Source organism: Pararobbsia silviterrae (assembly GCF_003628125.1).
Classification (GTDB): Bacteria; Pseudomonadota; Gammaproteobacteria; order Burkholderiales; family Burkholderiaceae; genus Pararobbsia; species Pararobbsia silviterrae.
Window position 1 is genome coordinate 197,688 of the sequence record NZ_RBZU01000009.1, and the last position, 23,343, is coordinate 221,030.

Genomic DNA, 23,343 nt, shown 5'->3' on the forward strand with positions numbered 1-23,343 from the left:
CCCCGGCCTCGCCTGCAGGCGAGGCCTTTCTCGTCCTCGCGGAAAGCCCTCAGGGCTTTCCTTTCTGGGCATGCATGAAAAAAGCCGACGATCTTGCGATCATCGGCTTTTTTTAAACTTGGTGCCCAGAAGAGGACTCGAACCTCCACAGTGTTGCCACCGCTAGGACCTGAACCTAGTGCGTCTACCAATTCCGCCATCTGGGCACTGCTTTTCAAGCGAAGCGCGAATTGTACCGATTCGCTTCAGCCTGTCAACAGCGATCTTCGCTTCACACGCCCCCCAATCAGCGCCGCGTTCACGCGATCCGCATAGGCGCGCATCGACGCGTAACCGTGTGTGAGACGTGAAAACACAGACGCACGACCGGTGCGGAAATGGTGCCCGTGTTCACGGATCGATGGACGACATCATGTCTCGAAACAACACCCTGTTGGGCTTGACCCTGCTTGTCGTATCCGGTGCCGGCGACGCCGAACCCGCAGGTTCAGCAACGCAACCGACGCTGCAACGTGCCGCCGCCGAAGCCGCCGCAGGCGCGGCGTCGCACAGCGTCGACGGATACGACTACCTCGTCTACTACGCCAATTTGCACAGTCACACGAATCACAGCGACGGCGGACTCGCGATCGAGCGTTGCCGGCGACCCAGCCTCGGCCCCGACGGCCGCTTGCAAGAGATCGCGCAGCGAGGCGACAGCGGGCCTGCCGAGGCGTATCGATATGCGCTTGCGCAAGGACTCGACGTACTCGTCACGTCCGAGCACAACCATATGTTCGACGGCTCGTCGGCCTTGGCCGATGTCCCCGCGCGTGACGCGAAGGATCGCTTTGCTGAAGGTCTTCGACAGGCACAAGCCTTTAACAGCGATCATCCGGGATTCGTGGCGATCTATGCCCAGGAATGGGGGAGAAGCGCCGGCGGACATCTGAATATCCTGGGCGCCGACGGCATCGTCACCTGGGAGCGAAACCGCGCGAACGCACTCTTGGGCACCTATCCGGTCGACGTGGGCGACTATGCGTCGCTCTATTCGCTCATGCGCGAGAAGGGTTGGCTCGGGCAATTCAATCACCCCGACCGCAAGCAGTTCAAGGTCAATGGCGTCAGCTACGGGTACACACCGGATGGCGACGAGGTCATGGCGCTCGCCGAGGTCATCAACAGTGACGCGTGGTCGAGCAATGTGACCGAGGGCGAAAGCAAGCGCGTCGACTACGGTGGCCGTTTCGACACCCTATTGATGCGCGGATTTCACGTCGCACCGACGTCGAATCAGGACAACCACTGTGCAAACTGGGGGAGCAGCGCGCCCAATCGTACGGGGCTGCTGATCCCCGCCGGTCAACCGCTCAATCAAGCGACGGTATTCGACGCGATTCGCGCTCGCCGCGTGTTTGCGACGGAGGACAAGCACGCGCTCGTCGTATTACGCGCGAACGGCCATATGATGGGCGAGCGTTTTTCGAATCGGGGGGCATTGACGCTATCGGTTGAGCATCGAAGTCGTCGGAATCGAGCCGTCGACAAAGTGACGATCTATGAAGGCGAGCCCGACATCGCGGCCAAGCCGGGGCGGCCCGTAAAGCCGGGAAAACTCAGGGTCGTGGGCAAGCAGTTGCACTTGACCTTCACGCCGACGAGCGGCCGTCACTTCTACTATGCGGTCGTCGTGCAGGACGACAAGACACGCCTTTGGTCCGCGCCGATCTGGATCGAGCAACACGCCGACTACTGACGCGGCGACGGCGCACTTCGCGTGGGGACGAGAAAGCCCTCAGGGCTTTCCTTTCCGGGCATGCATGAAAAAAGCCGACGATCTCGCGATCATCGGCTTTTTTTAAACCTTGGTGCCCAGAAGAGGACTCGGTCACACGCGCGCGACCCCGGCCTCGCCTGCAGGCGAGGCCTTTCTCGTCCTCGCGGAAAGCCCTCAGGGCTTTCCTTTCCGGGCATGCATGAAAAAAGCCGACGATCTTGCGATCATCAGCTTTTTTTTAAACCTTGGTGCCCAGAAGAGGACTCGAACCTCCACAGTGTTGCCACCGCTAGGACCTGAACCTAGTGCGTCTACCAATTCCGCCATCTGGGCACATCGTACTGCTTGACTCGCGCTGCCTTTCGAACAGCGAAGCAGCGATTATTCCGGCTTTTTGAGGGGCTGTCAATACCGCGCGCGCATTTCTTCGTGAGCATGGAGTCGCCCCCATTCCGTCTGACATCGATATACGCTTCGATAGCCATGCCAACACCCGATGGGTACCGCCAAGGCCTCGCGCAGTAGGCGTTTCGGCCCCATGCTGGTGATAGAATCGATCGCAGTCTTTTTCACGATCGCAGAACAGACTCACCTACGCGCCGACCCGCCCTTGAGCAAATATCCATACCCGATTCCGAGCCGCGAAGAAATCCTCGGCGTATTGCGCACAACGGACGCGCCGCTTGCGGCCAACGATATCGCGGAATCTCTCGCGATCAAACGGCAGGAGCGCGAAGGCTTCCTCAAACGCCTCGCGGCGATGGAGCGCGACGGTCAGCTCAGGCTCGACAAGCGCGGCTACTATCAACTCACGCATCCGTCCAATTTCGTCGCCGGCCGCGTGCAAGGCCACCGCGACGGCTACGGCTTCCTGATTCGAGACGACGGCCAGGACGACCTGTTTCTCGCCAACGCCGAAATGCAGAAGGTCATGCACAACGATCGCGTGCTCGCGCGCATCGTCGGCTACGACCGTCGCGGACGCCCCGAAGGCCATATCGTCGAAGTGACCGACCGCGCGAACCGCCAGGTCATCGGACGCCTGCTCAACGAAAACGGCGTCCTGCTCGTCGCGCCCGAAGACAAGCGCATCGGCCACGACATCCTGATTACCTCGCGCACGCAAGGCAAAGCGCGCGTCGGTCAGGTCGTCAGCGTCGAGATCACGGACTTCCCGAGCCGGCACTCGCAACCGCTGGGCCGCGTCATCGAAGTGCTCGGCGAAATCGACGATCCGGGCATGGAAATCGAAATCGCCGTGCGCAAGTACGGCGTGCCCTACGAATTCAGCCAGGCCGCGCTCGCCAAGGCCGCTCAGCTGCCCGACGAGGTCAAGGGCACCGATCTCAATCATCGCGTCGATCTCCGCGATGTCCCGCTCGTCACGATCGACGGCGAAGACGCGCGCGACTTCGATGACGCCGTCTATTGCGAGCCGATCAAGGTCGGCCGCGGCGACGGCTTCCGCGTGCTCGTCGCGATCGCCGACGTCTCGCACTACGTCACGCCCAACGACGCGCTCGACGTCGATGCGCTCGAACGCAGCACCTCGGTCTATTTCCCGCGCCGCGTGATTCCGATGCTGCCCGAGAAGCTCTCGAACGGGCTCTGTTCGCTGAACCCCGACGTCGATCGCTGCGTGCTCGTCTGCGACATGGTCGTGACGGGCAAGGGCGAGATCAAGGCCTACCAGTTCTACCCGGCCGTCATGCACTCGGCCGCGCGTCTGACCTACACGGAAGTCGCGGCGGTGCTCGGCAATACCAAGGGGCCCGAGGCCGCGAAGCGCGCCGAGCTGCTGCCGCATCTGCAGAATCTCTATAGCGTCTACAAGGCGCTGCTGCATGCGCGTCAGAAGCGCGGCGCGATCGACTTCGATACGACCGAGACCTATATCGTCTGCAACGCGCAGGGCAAGATCGAACAGATCGTGCCGCGCACGCGCAACGACGCGCACAAGCTCATCGAAGAATGCATGCTCGCCGCGAACGTCTGCGCGGCGGACTTCATGAAGCGTCACAAGCATCCAGGCCTTTATCGGATCCACGCGGGACCGACCGAGGAGAAGCTCGCGAACCTGCGCAGTTTCCTGCGCGGCGTCGGCCTGACGCTCGGCGGCAACGACAAGCCGCACGCGAGCGATTACGCGGCGCTCATGGCGCAGATCCGCACGCGCCCCGACGCGCAGATGCTCCAGTCGATGCTCTTGCGATCGATGCAGCAGGCCGTCTATAGCCCCGACAATATCGGCCACTTCGGTCTCGCCTACGATGCCTATGCGCACTTCACGAGCCCGATTCGACGCTATCCGGACCTGCTGACGCACCGCGTGATCCGCTCGATTCTCTCGCGCCGCAAGTATCAGCCCGAGCTCACGCACGACACCGTGCTCAACACGTCGCTCTCGCCGGCGGCGCGCGCGATGCAGCGCGAGGACGATCAGGCGCGCGGCCGCGGCCGCTCGAACGTCGCGATCTGGGAAGAACTCGGCATGCACTGCTCGGCCAACGAGCGGCGCGCCGACGAGGCCTCGCGCGACGTCGAGGCCTGGCTCAAGTGCTATTTCATGCGCGACAAGCTCGGCGAGGAATACGGAGGCATGGTCAACGGCGTCACGTCGTTCGGCATCTTCGTCCAGCTCGATTCGCTGTTCATCGAAGGTCTCGTCCACGTGACCGAACTCGGTTCGGACTATTTCCAGTACGACGAGGTCAAGAACGAGCTACGCGGCGAGCGCACGGGGATTCGCTATCGCTTGTCGGATCGCGTGCGGGTCCAGGTGAGCCGCGTCGACCTCGATGCGCGCAAGATCGATTTCCGGCTCGTGCGCGATACGCCCGCGAAGGCGCCCCAGGTCGCGCGCGGCGCCGCGGACAAGGCCGAGCGCGGCTTCGAGACCGAGCGCGCGGCGAAGAAGGGCGCGCCCGCGTCGAACGGCGGACCGTCGATTCGTTCGCTCAACGGCGCGGGACGCGGCGAACCGCGCAAGTCGGGCGCGAAAGGCACGCGCGCGAGCGACGCTTCGCGCGCCGCGAAACCGGCCGCCAAAAAACGCTCGGCGACGCCCGCGGCCAAGAAGCGCACGCGCAGCAAGTATTGACGAGATCGCTCCGAAGCCCGCGGTGAGGCGGGCGCATCGGGGACGAACGGGCACGCGGTCCGCGCGCTACCCCGCAGACACCGTGTCACGGCGCCGCGCACACTATGCGCGGCGCGTGTTTATTTCTTCTTGAGGTTGGATTTCGATGGCTCGTCTCAAAGTTCTCTATGGTTTTCACGCGGTGACGGCACGCATGCGGCACGACGCGTCGACGATCGAAGAGATCCTGTACGACCCGACCCGGCGTGATCGCCGGATGACGGATTTTCTCGCGCAGGCCGAAGCGGCAGGCGTGCGCACGATCGCGGCCGACGCGCAACGTCTGCACGGCCTGACGGGCAGCGATCGCCACCAGGGCGTGGTGGCGCGCGCGGAGGACGTTCCGCTCGCGCAGAATCTCGCCGAACTCCTCGACGGCGTGTCGGGCCCGGCGCTGCTGCTCGTGCTCGACGGCGTCACCGATCCGCATAACCTCGGCGCCTGCCTGCGCGTCGCGGATGCTGCGGGCGCGCACGCGGTCATCGCGCCGCGCGACCGCGCGGTCGGCCTCAACGCGACCGCCGCGAAAGTCGCGAGCGGCGCGGCCGAGACCGTTCCGTACATCACGGTGACGAATCTCGCGCGCGCGCTGCGCGAATTGCAGGAAGCCGGCGTCTGGGTCATCGGCACGGACGACCAGGCGACCGACTCGGTCTACGACACGAAGCTCGACGGACCGATCGCGCTCGTGATGGGCGCCGAAGGCGAGGGCATGCGCCGCCTCACGCGCGAAACCTGCGACGTGCTCATGCATATCCCGATGGCGGGCAGCGTCGAAAGTCTCAACGTATCGGTCGCGAGCGGCGTCTGTTTGTTCGAAGCCGTACGTCAGCGCGCGGTGGCGCGCCCAGCGAAGGCCTAGGAGCGGTCATGCCCCTGCGCGCGTTCAACACCGGACATCCGATGACGCGCGCACATGAATGGCTCGTCAACGCGCGGCATCTGTTCGTGCTGACGGGCGCCGGGGTGTCGGCCGAAAGCGGCATCCCGACCTTTCGCGATGCGCAGACGGGTCTCTGGGCCCGTTACGATCCGCTCGATCTTGCGACGCCCGAGGCGTTTGCGCGGGATCCTGTCCTCGTCTGGCAGTGGTACGCCCATCGTCGCGAGATCGTCGCCCGCGCCGCGCCCAACGCGGCTCATCAGGCGCTCGCGCGATGGCAGTCGCATCGGCGCATGTCGCTCGTCACGCAAAACGTCGACGGTCTGCATGCGCGCGCGGGTAGCCGCGACGTCATCGAACTGCACGGCAATCTGTTCGCGAATCAATGGTTCAACGGTTGCGGCCGTTGCCCGATCGACGTCGCGCGGACGACACAGCCGGATCGTCCGCCGGCCTGCGCGCGCTGCGGCGCGCTGTTGCGGCCGGGCGTGGTCTGGTTCGGCGAAGCGCTGCCCGCTGCGGCGCTCGACGCCGCCTATGCGGCGGCCGCCGATTCGGACGTCTGTCTGGTCGTGGGGACGTCGGGCCTTGTCTATCCGGCCGCGGGTTTGCCGTCGATCGCGGCCGAGCGCGGCGCGCGCGTGATCGTCGTCAATCCGCAGCGCAGCGATCTCGATCACGATGCCGATATCGTGCTCTATCAGAAGGCGGCCGAATGCCTGCCGATCCTGCTCGCCGATGCGGGCCCCGCGCATTGAGCGGTGCGCGCGACCGCCTGATCCGCGCGGACTCCGATACACTACCGGCCTCTGTTCTTTCGCGGCTCCGATCATGACTCAAGATGAACTCAAGCAGCAGGTAGGCCGCGCGGCCGCCAACTATGTTCTGTCGAACGTCGCGCACGGCGCGGTGCTGGGTGTCGGCACGGGCTCGACGGTCAACTTCTTCATCGACGAAGTCGCCGCGTTCAAGGACCGCTTCCGCGGCGCGGTCTCGAGTTCGAACGCGAGCACGGCGCGCCTGCGCGCACACGGCTTCGAAGTGCTCGAACTCAACGACATCGAGACCTTGCCCGTCTATGTCGACGGCGCCGACGAAATCGATGCGGCCGGACACATGATCAAGGGCGGCGGCGGCGCGCTGACGCGCGAGAAGATCGTCGCAATGGTCGCGCAAACCTTCGTCTGCATCGTCGACGAGAGCAAGCGCGTCGACCTGTTGGGCGCATTCCCGCTGCCCGTCGAAGTGATTCCGATGGCGAGCGCCGCGATCGCGCGCCGCTTCGTCGATCTCGACGGTCAGCCGACGCTACGCGTCGCGAAGGACGGCAGCACGTTCGTGACGGACAACGGCAATTGGGTGCTCGACGTCCATGGACTGCGCATCCCGGATCCGGTCGGACTCGAAGCGGAGGTCAATAACTGGCCCGGCGTCGTGACCGTCGGACTGTTCGCGCGGCGCGGCGCGAACATCAGCTTGCTCGGGACGAAGGAAGGCGTGCATCGCATCGATTATTGACGCGAAGTAGGCGGCGTGTGACGCATCGGCGGCGTGCCGATGCCTCGTCAGGGCCGCACGAGCCGCGCGACCTCGGCGGCCGTCGCCGATCCGCTCGCGGCGAGGCCGTCAGCCACGCCCGTGCGATCCGCGTGAGTCTTGTTCTGACTCATTTTCCATTTGCCGATCATCCGATCGACCGGAATCTCGATGCCGACGATCTTCGTGATCAGCTCGTCGAGATACGCGGGCGGCGCATCGCCCATCTTCCAGGGCTTGGGCTGCGATGCCTCCATCCGGTGCGTGAGCCGCGCGACCAGCCCCCGGACCCAGCGCGGATCGTCGATCGCGCGCATGCGGCCATGCACGTGAACCACGGCGTAGTTATAGGTCGGCACGACTTCGTGCGTCGTCTGCTTGCTCGGATACCAGTTCGGCGAGATATAGGCCGACGGACCTTCGAAGATGACGAGCGCGTCCGTGCCCGCGGTCAGCGTCGCAAACGCGTTGCTGCGCGCCACGTGGCCGCGCAGCACGGCCTTGCCTTCGGCGCCGATATCGAGCTCGAACGGCAGATGGTTCGCGTCGAATCCGTCGTCCGTGCGAATGACGACCGCGCCGAGCGGATTTGCCCGAATCAGCGCGTGCAGTGTTTCGGGGCGATGCTCGGCGAAGGCTTCGGGCAGGTACATGGCGGGACTCGATGCGTGGACGCCGTCGGGCGTCGCTAAAAGGCGCGATCGGAAGGGGATCGCGCCTCGATCGGGCGGCGCTCGGACGTCTTCAGGTGTCGTTCAGGCGTCGCTTAGGTGTCGCTTAGGTGTCGCTCAGCTGACGTTCAGGTCCCGTGCGCGCGGCGAGCGCGCGCCGGGCACGGACATGAACGAACGAGCGCGCTCAGGCGCTTTCGGGCGGCACGTAGCCGGACGCGGTATCGGCGCCTTCGCCGAACAGGAATTTCTCCGTTTGCTTGAGCAGATACTGACGCGCGCGCGAATCGGCCATATTGAGCCGGTTTTCATTGATCAGCATCGTCTGCTGCTTGAGCCAGCTCTGCCACGCTTCCTTCGAAATGCTTTCGTAAATGCGCTTGCCCAGCTCGCCGGGTACGGGCGGGAAATCCAGACCTTCTGCGTCCTTGTCCAGTTTTGCGCAATGAACAGTGCGTGCCATCGTGATGCTTCTCCAATCTCGGGGTGAACGCGTCGCCGCGTTCGGTGGGGAATGCGCGTCCGGGAGCCGGACGTCTTATCGAATCGGGTGGCGCGTCTGAGCGCGCCGGATGCGGCTGCGCGACGTGCGCCTCAGAGCTGCTTGATCAACACCAGCGATCTTCGCTGAAAGTTATAAAACTTGCGACGGTCCTCGGGCAGATCCTCGACGCTGGCCTTGACGAAGCCGCGCTTGAGAAACCAGTGCTCGGTCCGCGTGGTCAGCACGAACAGCCGGTTCAGGCCGCGCGCGCGCGCGCGCTGCTCGATGCGCTTGAGCAGGCGCTCGCCGTCGCCCGAGCCTTGGGCTTCGGGCGCGACCGTCAGGCAGGCCATCTCGCCGATGCGCTCGTGCGGATACGGATAGAGCGCCGCGCACCCGAACAGGACGCCATCGTGCTCGATGACCGAGAAATGATCGATGTCGCGCTCGATCTGGTGGCGTCCGCGCCGCACGAGCGTGCCGTCGTTTTCGAGCGGCTCGATGAGCTGCAGAATGCCGCCGACGTCGTCGGAGGCCGCTTCGCGCAGGCTTTCGAGGTTCTCGTACGAGATCATCGTGCCGACGCCGTCGTGCAGGAACAGTTCGAGCAGCACGCTGCCGTCGAGCGTGTAAGGCACCATGTGCGCGCGCGGCACGCCGCCGCGGCACGCGCGGATCGCGTGCTTGAGGTAGCTCGCGGCCTCGCCTTCAGGATCGAGGGTTTCCTGGGTTTGCTGGGCTTCCTCGAGCGACATCTCGCGCATCAGTTCGCCGTGCTCGTCCGGGATGCCGGGCAATTCGGTCAGGAAGATCAGCTTGTCGGCGCGCAGTGCGATCGCGACCGACGACGCGACGTCTTCCATCGACAGATTGAACGCCTCGCCGGTCGGCGAAAAACCGAGCGGCGACAGCAGCACGATCTTGCGGCCCGGGCTCGACAGCGATTGACGCAGCGAGTCCGCGTCGATCTTGCGCACGACGCCCGTGTGCTGGAAATCGAAGCCTTCGACGATGCCCACGGGGCGCGCCGTCACGAAGTTGCCCGAAATGACGCTGATGCGCGCGTGCGCCATCGGCGTGTTCGGCAAGCCCTGGCTGATCGCCGCCTCGATGTCGAGGCGGACTTCGCCGGCCGCTTCCTTCGCGGCTTCGAGCGCGCGCAGGTCGGTGATGCGCATGCCGAGCGCAAACTGCGATTCGACCTGATGGAGTTGCAATTGCTCTTCGACCTGCGGGCGCGACCCGTGCACGAGCACGATATGCATGCCCATCGCGTGGAGCAGCGCAAGATCCTGGACGAGCGCGTTGAGTCCGCCTTCCTTGACGAGTTCGCCGCCGAACGCGACGACGAAGGTCTTGTTGCGAAACGCGTGGATATACGGTGCGACCGATCGCAACCATTCGACGAACTGTGCGTGGTCGGTGGTGTCGGGCAGAGTAACGAGATCGGTTTGCGAATTCATGGCGGGATTATAATGCGCGCCCATGTCGAATGTCGGTGAAAGCGCGCCTCGAAAGGCGCCCGGCCCCAGGCCGAAAAACGCCCCGCGGCCCGCCCGCGAGATCGTCGCGAACCCCGTGCCGCCGATCGAGTTTCCCCCCGAGCTGCCGGTGACCGGCCGCCGGGAGGATATCGCGCACGCGATTGCGAACCATCAAGTCGTCATCGTGTCCGGTCAGACGGGCTCGGGCAAGACGACCCAGCTCCCGAAGATCTGCCTGTCGCTCGGCCGCGGACGCGGCGCGGGCGGCGCAGGCCTCGTCGGCCACACCCAGCCGCGACGGATCGCCGCGAGCGCGACCGCGAGGCGTATCGCGGAAGAACTCAAGACGCCGTTCGGCGAGGTCGTCGGCTACAAGGTGCGGTTCAACGACAATCTTGCACCCGGTGCCTCGGTCAAATTGATGACAGACGGCATTTTGCTCGCCGAAACGCAGACCGATCCGCTGTTGCGAGCCTACGACACGCTGATCATCGACGAGGCGCACGAGCGCAGTCTCAATATCGACTTTCTGCTCGGTTATCTGAAGCAGATTCTGCCGAAACGCCCCGATCTCAAGCTGATCATCACGTCGGCGACGATCGACGCCGAGCGGTTCGCGCGGCATTTCGGCTCGGAAACGCAGCCCGCGCCGGTCATCGAGGTCAGCGGACGTCTGTATCCCGTCGAGATCCGCTACCGGCCGATCGCCGACGATCGCGGGCCGCGCGCGGGCCAGCCGGGAACGTCCGGAACGCCAGCCGCGCGCGCGCCCGAGAAAAGCGCGCGCGACCAGGAGCGCGACCTTCACGAGGCGATCGTCGACGCGGTCGACGAACTGTGCCGCGAAGGCAGCGGCGACGTGCTCGTGTTTCTGCCGGGCGAGCGCGAGATCCGCGACGCCGCCGAGGCGCTTCGCAAGCACCATCCGCCGCATACGGAAATTCTGCCGCTGTTCGCGCGCCTCTCGGCCGCCGAGCAGGAACGCGTGTTCAAGCCGTCGAATGCGCGGCGGATCGTGCTCGCGACGAACGTCGCCGAGACGTCGCTGACGGTGCCCGGCGTGCGGTATGTCGTCGACGCGGGGACCGCGCGCGTCAAACGCTATTCGTATCGGAACAAGGTCGAGCAACTGCAGATCGAGCCCGTCTCGCAGGCGGCGGCCAATCAGCGCGCGGGCCGCTGCGGCCGCGTGGCGGATGGCGTCTGCATCCGCTTGTACGACGAGGCCGACTTCGAGGCGCGCGCGCGTTTCACCGATCCCGAGATCCTGCGCGCGTCGCTCGCCGCGGTCATTCTGCGCATGAAGTCGCTGCATCTGAGCGACATCGAGCGTTTTCCGTTTCTCGAAGCGCCGCCCGGCCGCGCGATCGCCGACGGTTACCAACTGCTCAACGAACTCGGTGCGACCGACGACGAGAACGCCTTGACGGCGATCGGCCGCGAACTCGCGCGGCTGCCGCTCGACCCGCGGATCGCGCGCATGATTCTGGCGGCGCGCGATCAGCAGGCGCTCAGCGAGCTGCTGATCATCGCGAGCGCGCTGTCGGTCCAGGACCCGCGCGATCGGCCTGTCGAGGCGCAGGAGGCGGCCGATCAGGCGCACAAGAAGTTCGTCGACGAACGCTCGGAGTTTCTCGGCTGGCTGCGGATCTGGAAATGGTTCGAGGAAGCCGTCGCGCACAAGAAATCGAATCGTCAGCTCGTCGACGCCTGCCGCGCCAATTTCCTGTCGCATCTGCGGCTGCGCGAATGGCGCGACGTGCACAGCCAGTTGCTGACGGTCGTGCGCGAGATGGGTTGGCGGCTCAACGAGTCCGAAGCGACGTTCGAGCAGATCCACTGGTCGCTGCTCACAGGCTTGCTTGGCAATATCGGCGTCAAGGCCGACGACGAACCGCATTACCTCGGCGCGCGCGGCATCAAGTTCCATCTGTGGCCGGGTTCGGCGCTCGCGAAGAAGGCGGGGCGCTGGGTCGTCGCGGCCGAACTCGTCGAAACGAGCCGCTTGTTCGCGCGCGGAATCGCGCGCATCGAGCCCGAATGGCTCGAAAAGGTCGGCGGCCATCTGATCAAGACGTCGCAGTCCGAGCCGCACTGGGAGAAGAAGGCCGCGCAGGTCGTCGCGTACGAGCGCGGCACGCTCTATGGACTGACGGTCTACAACCGGCGCCGTGTCGCGTTCGGCCGGCAGGATCCGGCCCGCGCGCGCGCCATGTTCATCCGCGGCGCGCTCGTCGAGGGCGAATTCGACACGCGCCTGCCGTTCTTCGCGCACAACCGCAAGCTGCTCGCGGACATCGAGCAACTCGAGCACAAATCGCGCAGGCAGGACGTGCTCGTCGACGACGAACTGATTTTCGGCTACTACGACGAGGCGCTGCCCGACGGGCTCTACACGGGCGTGGACTTCGAGAAGTGGTATCGCGAGGCGTCGCGCGCGCAGCCCAAGCTGCTGTTCCTGCAGCGCGACGACCTCATGCGGCACGAGGCGGCCGGCGTGACGACCGATATGTTCCCGAAGAAGACGTCGATCGCGGGCGTCGAGATGGGGCTGTCGTATCACTTCGAGCCGGGTTCGCCGCGCGACGGCGTCACGTTGACGGTGCCGCTCTACGCGCTCAATCAGGTCGATGCGCGCCGTTGCGAATGGCTCGTGCCCGGCATGCTCAAGGAAAAGACGCAGTTGCTGCTCAAGTCGCTGCCGCAGAAACTGCGCCGTCACTGCGTGCCGCTGCCGACCTACGCGGCGGGGTTTGCGGGCCGCGCGACGTTCGGCGTCGGCGCCGTCGTCGACGCGCTGATCGCCGATCTGCGCGAGCAAGTCCAGGTTCAGGCGAAGGCGTCCGATTTCAAGCTCGAATCGCTGCCCGCGCATTTGTTCATGAACTTCAAGGTCATCGACGAGCATGGGCGTCAGCTCGCGATGGCGCGTAATCTCGCGCAACTGCGCGCCGAGCTAGGCGCGCAGGCCCAGCAGGAGTTTCAGAAGCTCGCGGCGGCGCATGTCGCGCAGCCGGAGGCATCGGACGCGGCGACATCGGCACGGGGTGCGGGAGCCGCATCGGCGCGCACTATGGAAGCCGGTGCCGGTGCGCGCGGCGGGGTCGCCGAGAAACCCGCGACGCGCGCGAGCGCGGGTGGCTCGGCCGTGCAGGGGGCGGGCGCGAAGGGGACGCACGCGAAGGGCCTGGCGGCGAAGGACGGCTCGCCGTCCGCCAGCGCCGCGACCGAATCGACCGCGCTTTACGAACGGCTGACGACCTGGAGCTTCGGCACGCTGCCCGAACTGCTCGAAATCCGGCGCGGCGGTCAGACGCTGTTCGGCTATCCGGCCCTGGTCGACCGCGGCACGCATTGCGACGTCGAGGTGTTCGATTCGCCCGAGGAGGCCGCGCGGATCCATCGCGCGGGCTTGCGGCGGCTGTTCGCGCTCCAGTTGCGCGAGCCGATCAAATACGTCGAGAAGAACATTCCGGGGCTCCAGCAGATGGCGATGCAGTTCATGCCGTTCGGCTCGCAGGAGGAGCTTCGCGACCAGCTTGTCGAATGCGCGCTCGACCGCGCGTGTCTGCAGGACCCGCTGCCCGGCGACGCGCAGGCGTTCGCGGCGCGCCGCGACGAAGGCCGCAGCCGTCTGACGCTGCTCGCGCAGGAGATCGCGCGGCTTGCCGCGTCGATCCTCGGCGAATACGCGGCGGCGACGAAAAAACTCGTGCAGGCCAAGAGTTTCGCGTCCGCTCATGCGGACATGACGCAGCAACTGCAGGCGCTGACCGGCAAGCGTTTTCTGATCGAGACGCCGTATGCGCAACTCGCGCATTTTCCGCGCTATCTGAAAGCCGTGTCGATGCGCATCGACAAGCTCAAGGCCGACGCGGCGCGCGATACGCGTCTGGCAGCCGAGATGGCGCCGCTGCTGCAGCCGTATCAGCGCGCGGTCGCGCAGCGCAAGTCGGTCGCCGACCCGCGGCTCGTCGAGTTCCGCTGGCTGCTCGAGGAGCTCCGGATATCGCTGTTCGCGCAGGAACTCAGGACGCCGATGCCCGTGTCGGTCAAGCGGCTGCACAAGGTCTGGGACGCGCTCGAACGTTGATTTGCTCAGGCGCAAATAATCTTTAAATTGTCCGAACGGCCGATAGGGCGGCGCGCGTTATCGCACTACAATGTCGGCTACTGCGGACGATTGATTTTTATGCGTAATTTTGGATTTTTGAAGGTATTCGGCGCGGCGCTGGCCGCGGCGATCGGGGTGTCGTCGGCGGCGTGGGCGGATGGCAATGTCGTCGTCCTCAATTCGGCCGATGCGAGCATTTCGCTGATCGACCCGGCGTCCCAGACCGTCATCGATACGTTTCCCGTCGGCAAGGAACCGCACCACCTGATGGCGACGCCCGACAACGCGTCGCTGATCGTCGCGAATTCCGTGTCGAACAACCTCGTCTTTCTCGATCCGAAAAGCGGCCGGATTCAGCACTGGGTCGAGCATATCGAAGATCCCTATCAGATCGGCTATTCGCCCGACCACCGCTGGTTCGTGACGACGGGCCTGCGGCTCGATCGCGTCGATGTTTACCGCGCGGTCGGCGACACGATCGAACTCGCCAAGCGCGTGCCGCTCGCGACGATGCCCAGCCATATGGCCTTTACGCGCGACAGCACGACCGCGTTCGTGACGTTGCAGGTCTCGGGCGAACTCGCGGCGATCGATCTCGCGACGCAGACCGTGCTTTGGAAGATGAAGGTCGGCCCCGTGCCCGCCGGACTCTGGATGACGCCCGACGACCGGTATCTGCTCGTCGGCATGACCGGCGCCGATTACGTCGCGGTCGTCGATTGGCGCACGCGTACGGTCGTCAAGACGATACACACGGGCAAGGGCGCGCATAATTTCCGCTCGCTCGACGACGGACGGCATGTCGCGGTCTCGAACCGCGTCGCGAATACGATCAGCATCATCGATGAACTCGCGCTGACGAACGCGGGCGACATCACGGGCTTGCTGCCCGGACCCGACGATATGGAACTTTCGGCCGATCGGCGGTATCTGTGGGTGACGTTCCGCTTCGCGAAGCACGTCGGCATCATCGACATGAACACGCGGCAACTGGTCAAGACCATTCCGGTCGGCCGCTCGCCGCACGGTATTTACTTTCACGACCGCGCGCCGGTAACGGCCGCAAACGGCGCCTGAACACGGCGCCGAGGGAATCGAGGCAAGCATGATTCATGAAATCGTCAGTCAGCTCGACAATCTCGTGTCGGCGCTGCAGACGCTGCTCTATGTCGACGTGGTCCAGCCCGTCATGTTCAAGGCCGGATGGATGGGCTACGACGAAGACACGTACGACATGCTGTATTGGGTCATCGTCGGCGTGCTCGAGATCGCGGTCATGTACGCGATCCTGCGTCCGCTCGAGGCGCTGCGGCCCGCCGAACACTGGGCCGATCGCAAGGCCGTGCGCGCCGACGTGGCCTACACGTGGATCGCGAAGCTCGGCCTGATCAATCTGTTGTTCTTTTTCCTGTTCCAGCCGGCGTTCTTCAGCGTGCAGAGCTGGCTCACGATTCACAATATTCCGACGATCGAGCTCGACGGCATCTGGCCGGGCGTCACCGATCAGCCGCTCGTCTCGTTTCTGGTCTATCTGATCGTGCTCGATTTCGCGGGCTACTGGTATCACCGCTGGCAACACAAGTTCGGGATCTGGTGGGAGCTTCACGCCGTCCATCACAGTCAGCAGCAGATGTCGCTGTGGGCCGACGACCGCAATCATCTCCTCGACGATCTGATCCAGGCCGCGTTCTTCGCGGCGATCGCGCTGGTCCTCGGCGTCGCGCCGTCGCAGTTCGTCGTGCTCGTCGCCGTGACGAACCTCATGCAGAGCATTCAGCACGTGAACGCGCGTCTGCCGTTCGGCCCGGTGCTCGAACGTATCATCGTGAGTCCGACGTTTCATCGCCGCCATCACGCGATCGGCTATGGTCACGAAGGCACGAAGTACGGATGCAATTTCGGCGTGCTGTTTCCGTGGTGGGACATGCTGTTCGGAACCGCGTCGTGGGTCGAGACGCTCGAACCGACCGGGATCCGCGACCAGTTGCCCGCGGCTGACGGCACGGCCCGCGACTATGGTCGAGGACTCTTCTCGCAGCACTGGTACGCGCTCGTGCGCATCGCTGCGCGACTTCGTGGACGCCGCGCGCACGCCGCGCAATGACGCAGTTGTTCGACTCGTTCGTCCGAGCGGTCGGCGCGGCGTTTCATCCGCGCATGCTGTGGCTCACGCTCGTGCCGTTCGCGGTCGCGGCGCTCGCGTGGCTCGCGATCTTCTGGTTCGGCTGGGAGTTCGCGGTCGGCGGCGTCGCGTCGCTGCTCGATCGCACGTCGCTGACCTCGCATCTGTATTCGCTGTTCGGTTCGATCGGGCTCGCGGGCGCGCACGCGGTCGTGGCGCCGTTCGTGGTCGTCGTGCTCGCGATTCCGCTGATCGTCGCATCGGTGCTCGTGCTGATCGCGGCGCTGACGATGCCCGCCGTGCTTCGCCATCTCGGCCGCGGGCGCTTCGCGGCGCTCGACAAGCGTCGCGGCGGAAGCTGGTTCGGCAGCCTCGCGCATTCGATCTTCGTGACGTTCATCTGCCTCGTGCTGACGGCCGCGACGATCCCGCTCTGGATCATTCCGCCCTTGTTCGCGATCCTGCCGCCGCTGCTCTGGGGCTGGCTCAGCTATCGCGTGATGAGCTACGACGCGCTCGCCGAACACGCGTCGGCCGACGAGCGTCGTGCGATCGTGCGGCGTCATCGATGGCCGCTGCTGACGATCGGCGTCTGCACGGGACTGCTGGGCTCGGTGCCGACCTTTATCTGGGCCAGCTCGATGGTCGTGATCGTGCTGTTTCCCGTTATCGCGGTCGGCGCGGTCTGGCTCTATATTTTCATCTTCGTTTTTTCGGCGCTCTGGTTCGGGCACTACTGCCTGCACGCGCTTCAGCAGTTCAGACACGCGCAGGGCGGCGCCGGTGACGGCGCGGCGGGCGGCACCTCGTCGGGCGACGTTTTGCCGGGCGACGCTTCGCCGGGCGACGCTTCGCCGCCGCGGCTGCGTGCCTGATCCGACGCGCAAGCGCCACTTTCAGATGGGGACAACAGGATGGCAATCGGTGCGCTCATCATCGGCGACGAGATTCTTTCGGGCCGCAGGCAGGACAAGCATCTCGCGAAACTCATCGAACTGCTGAGCGCGCGCGGTCTTTCGCTCGCTTGGGCCGAATACGTCGGCGACGATCCCGATCGGATCGTCGCGACGCTGCGCCGCACGTTCGCGTCGGACGACATCGTGTTCTCGACCGGCGGCATCGGCGCGACGCCCGACGATCACACGCGGCAATGCGCGGCGAAGGCGCTCGGCGTCGAGCTTGAACTCCATCCCGAAGCGAAGCGCCTCATCATCGAGCGCACGCTCGAGATGGCGCCGGCCGGCGAGCCCGTCGATCTGAATTCGGCGCAAAACCTGCATCGGCTCAATATGGGTACCTATCCGGCGGGCGCGCGGATCATCCCTAACAGCTACAACAAGATTCCGGGATTCTCGGTCGGCGATCATCATTTCATGCCGGGCTTTCCGGTCATGGCCTGGCCGATGATGGCGTGGGTGCTCGACACGTATTACGCGCATCTGCATCACGCGACGCCGCATGAAGAGCGCTCGGTGCTCGTGTTCGAACTCGCGGAATCGGAACTGACGCCGCTGATGGTGCAGATCGAGCAGGACTATGCGGGTGTGCGCGTGTTCAGCTTGCCGAGCGTCGGCGACGCCGCGCGCGGGGGCGTCTATGCGCAGCGGCATATCGATCTCGGCGTCAAGGGCGATCCGGCGCTCGTCGAGCCGGCGTTCGACGCCTTGCGTCAGGGCGTCTACGCGCTTGGCGGGACGATGATCGAGATCGACGGCGAGGCGCCCTGAAGCCTCGAAGCCTCGAAACCTCGGGATCCCAAGCGTTCCGAATGCAGAGGGGGCATTGGGGTTCTTGATGCGTCGGCGGCGCGGACTTCGAAGCGCCGCCGCCGCCGTGGCTTAGTCCTGCGAGACCGGATGCAGCGGCGCGCCGGTCAGGCGCGACCGGACGAAGCCGATATGCTCGCGCAGCACGTAGAACGCATCGGCATACGCGAGCGGCATCTTGAGCCGGTTGACCGAATCCTCGATGTGATCGAGCCGGTGCATGAGTTCTTCACGCTCTTCGGCCGTCGATTCGGACATCGCGGCGCGCTCGATCGCGATCAGCGATCCATACCAGCGATAGATCCGCGATTTGACGCGCCATGCATAGAGACCCGGCACGATGCGCAGGCCCGGAATCAGCACGACGATCAGCGGCACGAGCACGACGAGCATCCGGTCGGCGAGGCTCGCGAGCCAGAACGGCAGCGTCCGGTAGAGAAAGCTCTTGCCCGACTTGTAATACCGCTGCGCGTCGTCGCTGATCGGGAACACATCGTGCGCGATCGGCGAGGGGAATTCGCCCGCGCGCTGGAGCACGTTCGAGCGTCCGTGGACTTCCTGCGCCGCGGCGATCAGCAGATCCGACAGGGCGGGATGCAGGGTGTTGCGCGCGACGAGTTCGACGGTCGGACTGATCAGATGCACGGTCTGCGGCGGCAGATTCTGTCCGAGGTCGAGCACGCCGGGCGGCAGGTCGAGTTCGGACAGGTAGTAGAAGCGGCGTGTGTACGCATCCGCCTGGCTGAAGTCCATCACGGACACGCCGGGCATGCGCTGCAGGCGCAGCATGTTCGCGCGGCTCGCCGAGTCGCCGTTGAGGATGGCCGCATCGACGCGGCCTTGAATGAGTTCCTGAACCGCGTCTTCGCCGTCGAGCGGCAGCAATTGCGTCGAACTGCCGGGCCCCATGTCGTTCGCATTGAGCAGATTGATCGCGAGCGAGCGCGTGCCGCTGCCGATGCGGCCGACCGCGATGCGCATGCCGGCCAATTGCGAGAGCTGGGTGAGGTTCGCGCCGCGATAGAACACGACCACGGGCGCATAGAACATGCTGCCGAGCGAGACGAGCGATTGCGTCGCGATGCCCTCGGATACGCCGCCTTGCACGAAGCCGAGCTGGACGTTCTGCTTCGGATCGGCCAGACGTTCGAGATTCTGGACCGAGCCGTCCGACGGTTCGAGGTTCAGCGTGATGCCGTCGCGCGCGAGGATGTCTCGGTACTGGACGGCGAACGGCCAGAACGTGCTGTCGCGCGGACCGACGCTCATCGTGATGTGCCGCGGCGGCGCCGGATCGACCCAATAGACCATGAGGCCGATCGCCAGCGCGCAGAGCAGCACGACCGGCAGCACCAGCACCGCGAAGTCATGCCACGAGATCGAGACGAAACGGACATGAATGCCGCGGCCGCGTTGGGGCGGCGGCTTCGGCATCGAGGGCGGCGGGGTCGGCGTGCGCGTCATCGGATGGGCTCGTGCGTCGAACGAATGGGCAGGCCCCTCACTATAGCGCGGCGCTCCGTCGGAGCGTCCGCGCGGTTTGGCCGACTAGGCCCCGATCCACGGCAGGCCGCGGAAACACCAGCCGCTGACCGTCTTGCGGTGGCCCGTGGCGTCCTTGTCGCCCTCGAATCCTTCGAGCAGGTCGTAGGCCTTCGTGAAGCCCGCATTCGACGCGGCGACGGCGGCGAGCTTCGAGCGGGCGGCGCTGCGGCACAGGAACAGCAGCGGCGTGTCCGGTTGCGCGGCCGCGCGCAGTTGCTCGATGAACTCGGCATTGGGGATGCTGCCCGGATAGCGGATCCATTCGATATGCACGTACTGCTCGGCGGGCACCTGGGGCCGGCCGACCCAGTCGAGCTCGGCGCGCGTGCGCACGTCGACGAGGCGCGCGTTGGGCTCGAGCGTGAGGAATTCGAGCGATTCGGCCGGCGAGAGCGCGCCCGCGTAGGCAAGACCGCCTTCGGTGCGACGTTGATCGGCCTTGGCGTATAACGGGTCCAGCGAAGTCATCGGATTGTCTCCGGAGCGGAAAATAATGATTCTAGGGCCTGTTCGCGCCGCGCGGCCGACGATCCAAGATCGTGTCGCACGGGGCGGGCGCGCCTCGCACCGGGCGCGGCGGCTTGCCGACGCGGTCTCGGTGCGGCTTTCACCGCATTCAAACGATTGCGGATCGTGGGGCATGCATGTGGGGGATGCGTGTTGGTGCAAATGGTCTTTAATGGTGCGTATTCCAACCTGAGTTCACCCGAACGCATCATAATAGTGCCCCGGCGGCACCGCGATGCGGCGCGCCCCCCCGCGATCCCGATCGCGCGAGGGCTTCGGCGCCTCACGCAAGCTGGTGAAAATGCACCTTAAGTTGTTGTCGCGCACCGGGGTATTCGTTGTTGGCACGATATGTGCTTTTTCGATGCATCCGGTTTGTGTTTAGCCAAAGCGTATGGATTCGGACGGCGCAGGTCGTCTTTCTAGTGAAAGTGAAAAGGAACAGGAGAAAGGTATGAGCAAATCCGTGGCCGACGTCGTTCAGTTGGTGAAGGACGAGGACGTCAAGTTCGTCGATTTCCGTTTTACGGATACGAAAGGCAAGGAACAGCACGTCTCGGTACCGGTGTCGGCCTTCGATGAAGACAAGTTCGAAAGCGGCCATGCTTTTGACGGTTCGTCGATCGCCGGCTGGAAGGGCATCGAAGCATCGGACATGTTGCTGCTGCCGGACCCGAACACGGCTTACATCGACCCGTTCTACGAAGAATCGACGCTCGTGCTGACCTGCGACGTCATCGAGCCGTCGGACGGCAAGGGCTATGAGCGCGATCCGCGTTCGCTCGCACGCCGCGCGGAAGCCTATCTGAAGAGCACGGGTCTGGGCGACACGGCGTTCTTCGGTCCGGAACCCGAATTCTTCATTTTCGACTCGGTCGAGTGGGACGCCGACATGTCGGGCAGCTTCGTGAAGATCAATTCGGAAGAAGCGCCGTGGTCGTCGGGCAAGACGTTCGAACATGGCAACACGGGTCACCGTCCGGGCGTCAAGGGCGGCTACTTCCCGGTCGCGCCGGTCGACCAGTTCCAGGACATCCGTTCGGAAATGTGTCTGCTGCTCGAACAGATCGGCATCCCCGTCGAAGTGCACCACCACGAAGTCGCGGGCCAAGGCCAGAACGAAATCGGCACGAAGTTCTCGACGCTGATTCAACGTGCTGACTGGACGCAACAGCTCAAGTACATCGTGCACAACGTCGCGCATACGTACGGCAAGACGGCGACGTTCATGCCGAAGCCGGTCGTGGGCGACAACGGCTCGGGCATGCACGTTCACCAGTCGATCTGGAAGGACGGCAAGAACCTGTTCGCGGGCGACGGCTATGCCGGTCTGTCGGAATTCGCGCTGTTCTACATCGGCGGGATCATCAAGCACGCACGCGCGCTGAACGCGATCACGAACCCGACGACGAACTCGTACAAGCGTCTCGTGCCGGGCTTCGAAGCGCCGGTCAAGCTCGCGTACTCGGCACGTAACCGTTCGGCTTCGATCCGTATTCCGCACGTCGCGAACCCGAAGGGCCGCCGTATCGAAACGCGCTTCCCGGATCCGATGGCGAACCCGTACCTCGCGTTCTCGGCGCTCATGATGGCCGGTCTCGACGGTGTGCAGAACAAGATCCATCCGGGCGAAGCCGCGGACAAGAACCTCTACGATCTGCCGCCGGAAGAAGACGCAAAGATCCCGACCGTGTGCTCGAGCCTCGACCAGGCGCTCGAATACCTCGACAAGGATCGCGAATTCCTGACGCGTGGCGGTGTGTTCACGGACGGCATGCTCGACGCGTACATCGCGTTGAAGATGGAAGAAGTCACGCGCTTCCGCATGACGACGCACCCGGTCGAATTCGACATGTACTACTCGCTGTAATCGCTGTCGATGGCGATGCACACCGGCGCGTTGATGCGCCCGGTGTGATCTCGCAACAGAGGGACGGCAGTGCCGTCCCTTTTTTGTCCGTGAGAGCCTGACAAAATGAAAGCCGAATCCGCGGGGTACGCCATGCACGATCGAGTGCGAAAGGGCGTAGAGGCACCACGCGCGCATGCGATCAAGGCGCGCGACACGGCGGCGCAGGGCGCGATACGCGCCGCTCGGCTGCATTTTGTCAGTGTCTCGAGGATGGTGTAGATGGGACTGAAAGACCTGATGAAATCGAAGCGGGCCGAAATCACGTCGGTACCGGCTGCGCTTGTGCAGTCTGCGCTACTGCCGGGCCTCGAAGCGTTGCCGACCGCGGTGCTCGTGATCGAACGGCGTACGCTCGGTGTCGCGTTCGCGAATGCGGTCGCCGAATCGCTGCTCGAAATGTCGCGGCGGCAGCTCGCGCAGATGTGCTGGCCCGATCTGTTCTCGGATTCCGATCAGTTGATCTCGACGATCGATGCGATCGCGGCGATCGCCGATAACCGCTTCAATGCGACGCATCTCGATGCCTCGCTCGAACGCACGGGACGCGAGCCGCTGCACGTGCACGCGATCGTCGGGTATCTCGAAGCGGTGCCCGATTATGTGCTGCTCGAACTGTTCGAGAACGAGCAGCAGCTCAGAACCGACCGCGAGGAACGGATCCACGATCTGACCGCGGTCAACAAGCAGCTGATCCGCAATCTCGCGCACGAAATCAAGAATCCGCTCGGCGGTATCCGGGGCGCGGCGCAGCTGCTCGAATTCGAGCTCGGCGATGCACGCGATCTGCGCGAATACACGCAGGTGATCATCAAGGAATCGGATCGGCTGCAGACGCTCGTTGACCGGCTGCTCGAACCGCACCGTCATCCGCATATCGTCGGCGACGTCAATATTCACGAAGTCTGCGAGCGCGTGCGCGCGCTGATCCTTGCCGAGTTTCCGCGCGGGCTCACGATCGAGCGCGACTACGACGTGAGCGTGCCAGAGTTGCGCGGCGACAAGGAACAACTGATCCAGACGATCCTCAACATCGTGCGCAATGCGGCCGAAGCGCTCAAGGAGCGCATCGCGGCAGGCGACGCGCGGATCGATCTGCGCACGCGCATCGCGCGCAACGTGACGATCTCGAAGCAGTTGCACAAGTTGGCATTGGACTTGCATGTCATCGACAACGGACCCGGGATTCCCGAGGACATCCGCGATCGGATCTTCTATCCGCTCGTGAGTGGACGCGAGGACGGCAGCGGGCTCGGACTCACACTCGCCCAGACCTTCGTGCATCAGCACGAGGGGCTGATTGAATGCGACAGCAGGCCTGGACATACGGAGTTCCAGATCGTGTTGCCGCTTTCGCTTTAGTTGGCCGCCGTGCCGCGCGATGCGCGTGTACAGCGTGTTTGAACTGCAGCGCCCACAAGAAC

General features: G+C 64.7%; 16 protein-coding genes, 2 tRNA genes and 1 pseudogene. 12 read left to right on the forward strand and 7 right to left on the reverse strand.

Annotated elements, in window-relative coordinates:
- Positions 1-119 precede the first annotated feature (119 nt).
- Positions 120-206 (reverse strand) — tRNA-Leu (locus tag D7S86_RS19480).
- A 206-nt stretch (positions 207-412) separates the two neighbouring features.
- Here D7S86_RS19480 and D7S86_RS19485 point away from each other — a divergent pair.
- Positions 413-1,738 (forward strand): CehA/McbA family metallohydrolase, encoded by a 1,326-nt coding sequence (locus D7S86_RS19485; protein WP_147432393.1) that lies wholly within the window; start codon positions 413-415, stop codon positions 1,736-1,738.
- Positions 1,739-2,005: 267 nt separating this feature from the next.
- Here D7S86_RS19485 and D7S86_RS19490 read toward each other — a convergent pair.
- Positions 2,006-2,092, reverse strand: a tRNA-Leu gene (locus D7S86_RS19490).
- A 277-nt stretch (positions 2,093-2,369) separates the two neighbouring features.
- Between D7S86_RS19490 and rnr the strand changes: the two genes are divergently transcribed.
- The 4 genes from rnr to rpiA all read left to right on the forward strand — a co-directional run bounded on the left by rnr (position 2,370) and on the right by rpiA (position 7,299).
- The gene (rnr, locus tag D7S86_RS19495) at positions 2,370-4,859 is read left to right on the forward strand and encodes a ribonuclease R (protein WP_121088519.1); all 2,490 of its coding nucleotides are present in this window, start codon (positions 2,370-2,372) and stop codon (positions 4,857-4,859) included.
- A gap of 145 nt (positions 4,860-5,004) precedes the next feature.
- On the forward strand, positions 5,005-5,760 hold the full coding sequence (gene rlmB / locus D7S86_RS19500; protein ID WP_121088520.1) for a 23S rRNA (guanosine(2251)-2'-O)-methyltransferase RlmB: 756 nt from the start codon (positions 5,005-5,007) through the stop codon (positions 5,758-5,760).
- 8 nt (positions 5,761-5,768) lie between these two features.
- Entirely contained in the window at positions 5,769-6,539 is a 771-nt protein-coding gene (locus tag D7S86_RS19505; protein ID WP_420813262.1) for an SIR2 family NAD-dependent protein deacylase, read from the forward strand.
- 73 nt (positions 6,540-6,612) lie between these two features.
- Positions 6,613-7,299 carry a ribose-5-phosphate isomerase RpiA gene (rpiA, locus tag D7S86_RS19510; protein WP_121088521.1) on the forward strand — a complete coding sequence of 229 codons (687 nt, stop codon included), beginning with the start codon at positions 6,613-6,615 and terminating at the stop codon, positions 7,297-7,299.
- Between the two features lie 47 nt (positions 7,300-7,346).
- Here rpiA and D7S86_RS19515 read toward each other — a convergent pair whose 3' ends face one another.
- The 3 genes from D7S86_RS19515 to argA all read right to left on the reverse strand — a co-directional run bounded on the left by D7S86_RS19515 (position 7,347) and on the right by argA (position 9,935).
- On the reverse strand, positions 7,347-7,970 hold the full coding sequence (locus tag D7S86_RS19515; protein ID WP_121088522.1) for an FMN-binding negative transcriptional regulator: 624 nt from the start codon (positions 7,968-7,970) through the stop codon (positions 7,347-7,349).
- A 205-nt stretch (positions 7,971-8,175) separates the two neighbouring features.
- On the reverse strand, positions 8,176-8,451 hold the full coding sequence (locus D7S86_RS19520; RefSeq protein ID WP_121088523.1) for an oxidative damage protection protein: 276 nt from the start codon (positions 8,449-8,451) through the stop codon (positions 8,176-8,178).
- Between the two features lie 131 nt (positions 8,452-8,582).
- A complete protein-coding gene (gene argA / locus D7S86_RS19525) occupies positions 8,583-9,935 on the reverse strand; it encodes an amino-acid N-acetyltransferase (RefSeq protein ID WP_166444141.1) in 1,353 nt (450 codons plus the stop codon).
- A gap of 43 nt (positions 9,936-9,978) precedes the next feature.
- Between argA and hrpA the strand changes: the two are divergent.
- The 5 genes and pseudogenes from hrpA to D7S86_RS19550 all read left to right on the forward strand — a co-directional run.
- Positions 9,979-14,049: pseudogene (hrpA, locus tag D7S86_RS19530) on the forward strand (ATP-dependent RNA helicase HrpA); the annotation flags it as partial.
- 99 nt (positions 14,050-14,148) lie between these two features.
- Positions 14,149-15,147, forward strand: a complete 999-nt coding sequence (locus D7S86_RS19535) for a YVTN family beta-propeller repeat protein (protein ID WP_121088525.1) — start codon at positions 14,149-14,151, stop codon at positions 15,145-15,147.
- Between the two features lie 28 nt (positions 15,148-15,175).
- Positions 15,176-16,174 carry a sterol desaturase family protein gene (locus tag D7S86_RS19540; RefSeq protein ID WP_121088526.1) on the forward strand — a complete coding sequence of 333 codons (999 nt, stop codon included), beginning with the start codon at positions 15,176-15,178 and terminating at the stop codon, positions 16,172-16,174.
- The gene (locus tag D7S86_RS19545) at positions 16,171-17,067 is read left to right on the forward strand and encodes an EI24 domain-containing protein (RefSeq protein WP_121088527.1); all 897 of its coding nucleotides are present in this window, start codon (positions 16,171-16,173) and stop codon (positions 17,065-17,067) included. Before D7S86_RS19540 ends, D7S86_RS19545 begins: the two co-directional genes overlap by 4 nt.
- Positions 17,068-17,106: 39 nt before the next feature.
- On the forward strand, positions 17,107-17,919 hold the full coding sequence (locus D7S86_RS19550) for a competence/damage-inducible protein A (protein ID WP_121088528.1): 813 nt from the start codon (positions 17,107-17,109) through the stop codon (positions 17,917-17,919).
- Between the two features lie 111 nt (positions 17,920-18,030).
- On the opposite strand, the gene D7S86_RS19555 is transcribed toward D7S86_RS19550, so the two are convergent.
- Together D7S86_RS19555 and D7S86_RS19560 are read right to left on the reverse strand one after the other, a co-directional pair.
- Positions 18,031-19,392: a TAXI family TRAP transporter solute-binding subunit gene (locus tag D7S86_RS19555; RefSeq protein ID WP_121088601.1), complete on the reverse strand. Its 1,362-nt coding sequence runs from the start codon at positions 19,390-19,392 to the stop codon at positions 18,031-18,033.
- A gap of 114 nt (positions 19,393-19,506) precedes the next feature.
- Entirely contained in the window at positions 19,507-19,971 is a 465-nt protein-coding gene (locus D7S86_RS19560; RefSeq protein ID WP_121088529.1) for a rhodanese-like domain-containing protein, read from the reverse strand.
- Between the two features lie 493 nt (positions 19,972-20,464).
- Here D7S86_RS19560 and glnA point away from each other — a divergent pair, with 493 nt between their 5' ends.
- The gene (gene glnA, locus D7S86_RS19565; RefSeq protein WP_121088530.1) at positions 20,465-21,880 is read left to right on the forward strand and encodes a type I glutamate--ammonia ligase; all 1,416 of its coding nucleotides are present in this window, start codon (positions 20,465-20,467) and stop codon (positions 21,878-21,880) included.
- A 261-nt stretch (positions 21,881-22,141) separates the two neighbouring features.
- Complete coding sequence (glnL, locus tag D7S86_RS19570) at positions 22,142-23,281, forward strand: nitrogen regulation protein NR(II) (protein ID WP_121088531.1); 1,140 nt, start codon at positions 22,142-22,144, stop codon at positions 23,279-23,281.
- Positions 23,282-23,343: the final 62 nt, after the last annotated feature.

Bases quoted from the DNA above. Each gene is read 5' to 3' on its own strand.
- D7S86_RS19545 (WP_121088527.1), top strand. From the start codon at position 16,171: ATGACGCAGTTGTTCGACTCGTTCGTCCGAGCGGTCGGCGCGGCGTTT.
- D7S86_RS19540 (WP_121088526.1), top strand. From the start codon at position 15,176: ATGATTCATGAAATCGTCAGTCAGCTCGACAATCTCGTGTCGGCGCTG.
- D7S86_RS19535 (WP_121088525.1), top strand. From the start codon at position 14,149: ATGCGTAATTTTGGATTTTTGAAGGTATTCGGCGCGGCGCTGGCCGCG.
- D7S86_RS19520 (WP_121088523.1), bottom strand. From the start codon at position 8,451: ATGGCACGCACTGTTCATTGCGCAAAACTGGACAAGGACGCAGAAGGT.
- D7S86_RS19515 (WP_121088522.1), bottom strand. From the start codon at position 7,970: ATGTACCTGCCCGAAGCCTTCGCCGAGCATCGCCCCGAAACACTGCAC.
- D7S86_RS19560 (WP_121088529.1), bottom strand. From the start codon at position 19,971: ATGACTTCGCTGGACCCGTTATACGCCAAGGCCGATCAACGTCGCACC.
- glnA (WP_121088530.1), top strand. From the start codon at position 20,465: ATGAGCAAATCCGTGGCCGACGTCGTTCAGTTGGTGAAGGACGAGGAC.
- D7S86_RS19505 (WP_420813262.1), top strand. From the start codon at position 5,769: ATGCCCCTGCGCGCGTTCAACACCGGACATCCGATGACGCGCGCACAT.
- D7S86_RS19485 (WP_147432393.1), top strand. From the start codon at position 413: ATGTCTCGAAACAACACCCTGTTGGGCTTGACCCTGCTTGTCGTATCC.
- argA (WP_166444141.1), bottom strand. From the start codon at position 9,935: ATGAATTCGCAAACCGATCTCGTTACTCTGCCCGACACCACCGACCAC.
- D7S86_RS19555 (WP_121088601.1), bottom strand. From the start codon at position 19,392: ATGCCGAAGCCGCCGCCCCAACGCGGCCGCGGCATTCATGTCCGTTTC.
- glnL (WP_121088531.1), top strand. From the start codon at position 22,142: ATGGGACTGAAAGACCTGATGAAATCGAAGCGGGCCGAAATCACGTCG.
- rlmB (WP_121088520.1), top strand. From the start codon at position 5,005: ATGGCTCGTCTCAAAGTTCTCTATGGTTTTCACGCGGTGACGGCACGC.
- D7S86_RS19550 (WP_121088528.1), top strand. From the start codon at position 17,107: ATGGCAATCGGTGCGCTCATCATCGGCGACGAGATTCTTTCGGGCCGC.
- rpiA (WP_121088521.1), top strand. From the start codon at position 6,613: ATGACTCAAGATGAACTCAAGCAGCAGGTAGGCCGCGCGGCCGCCAAC.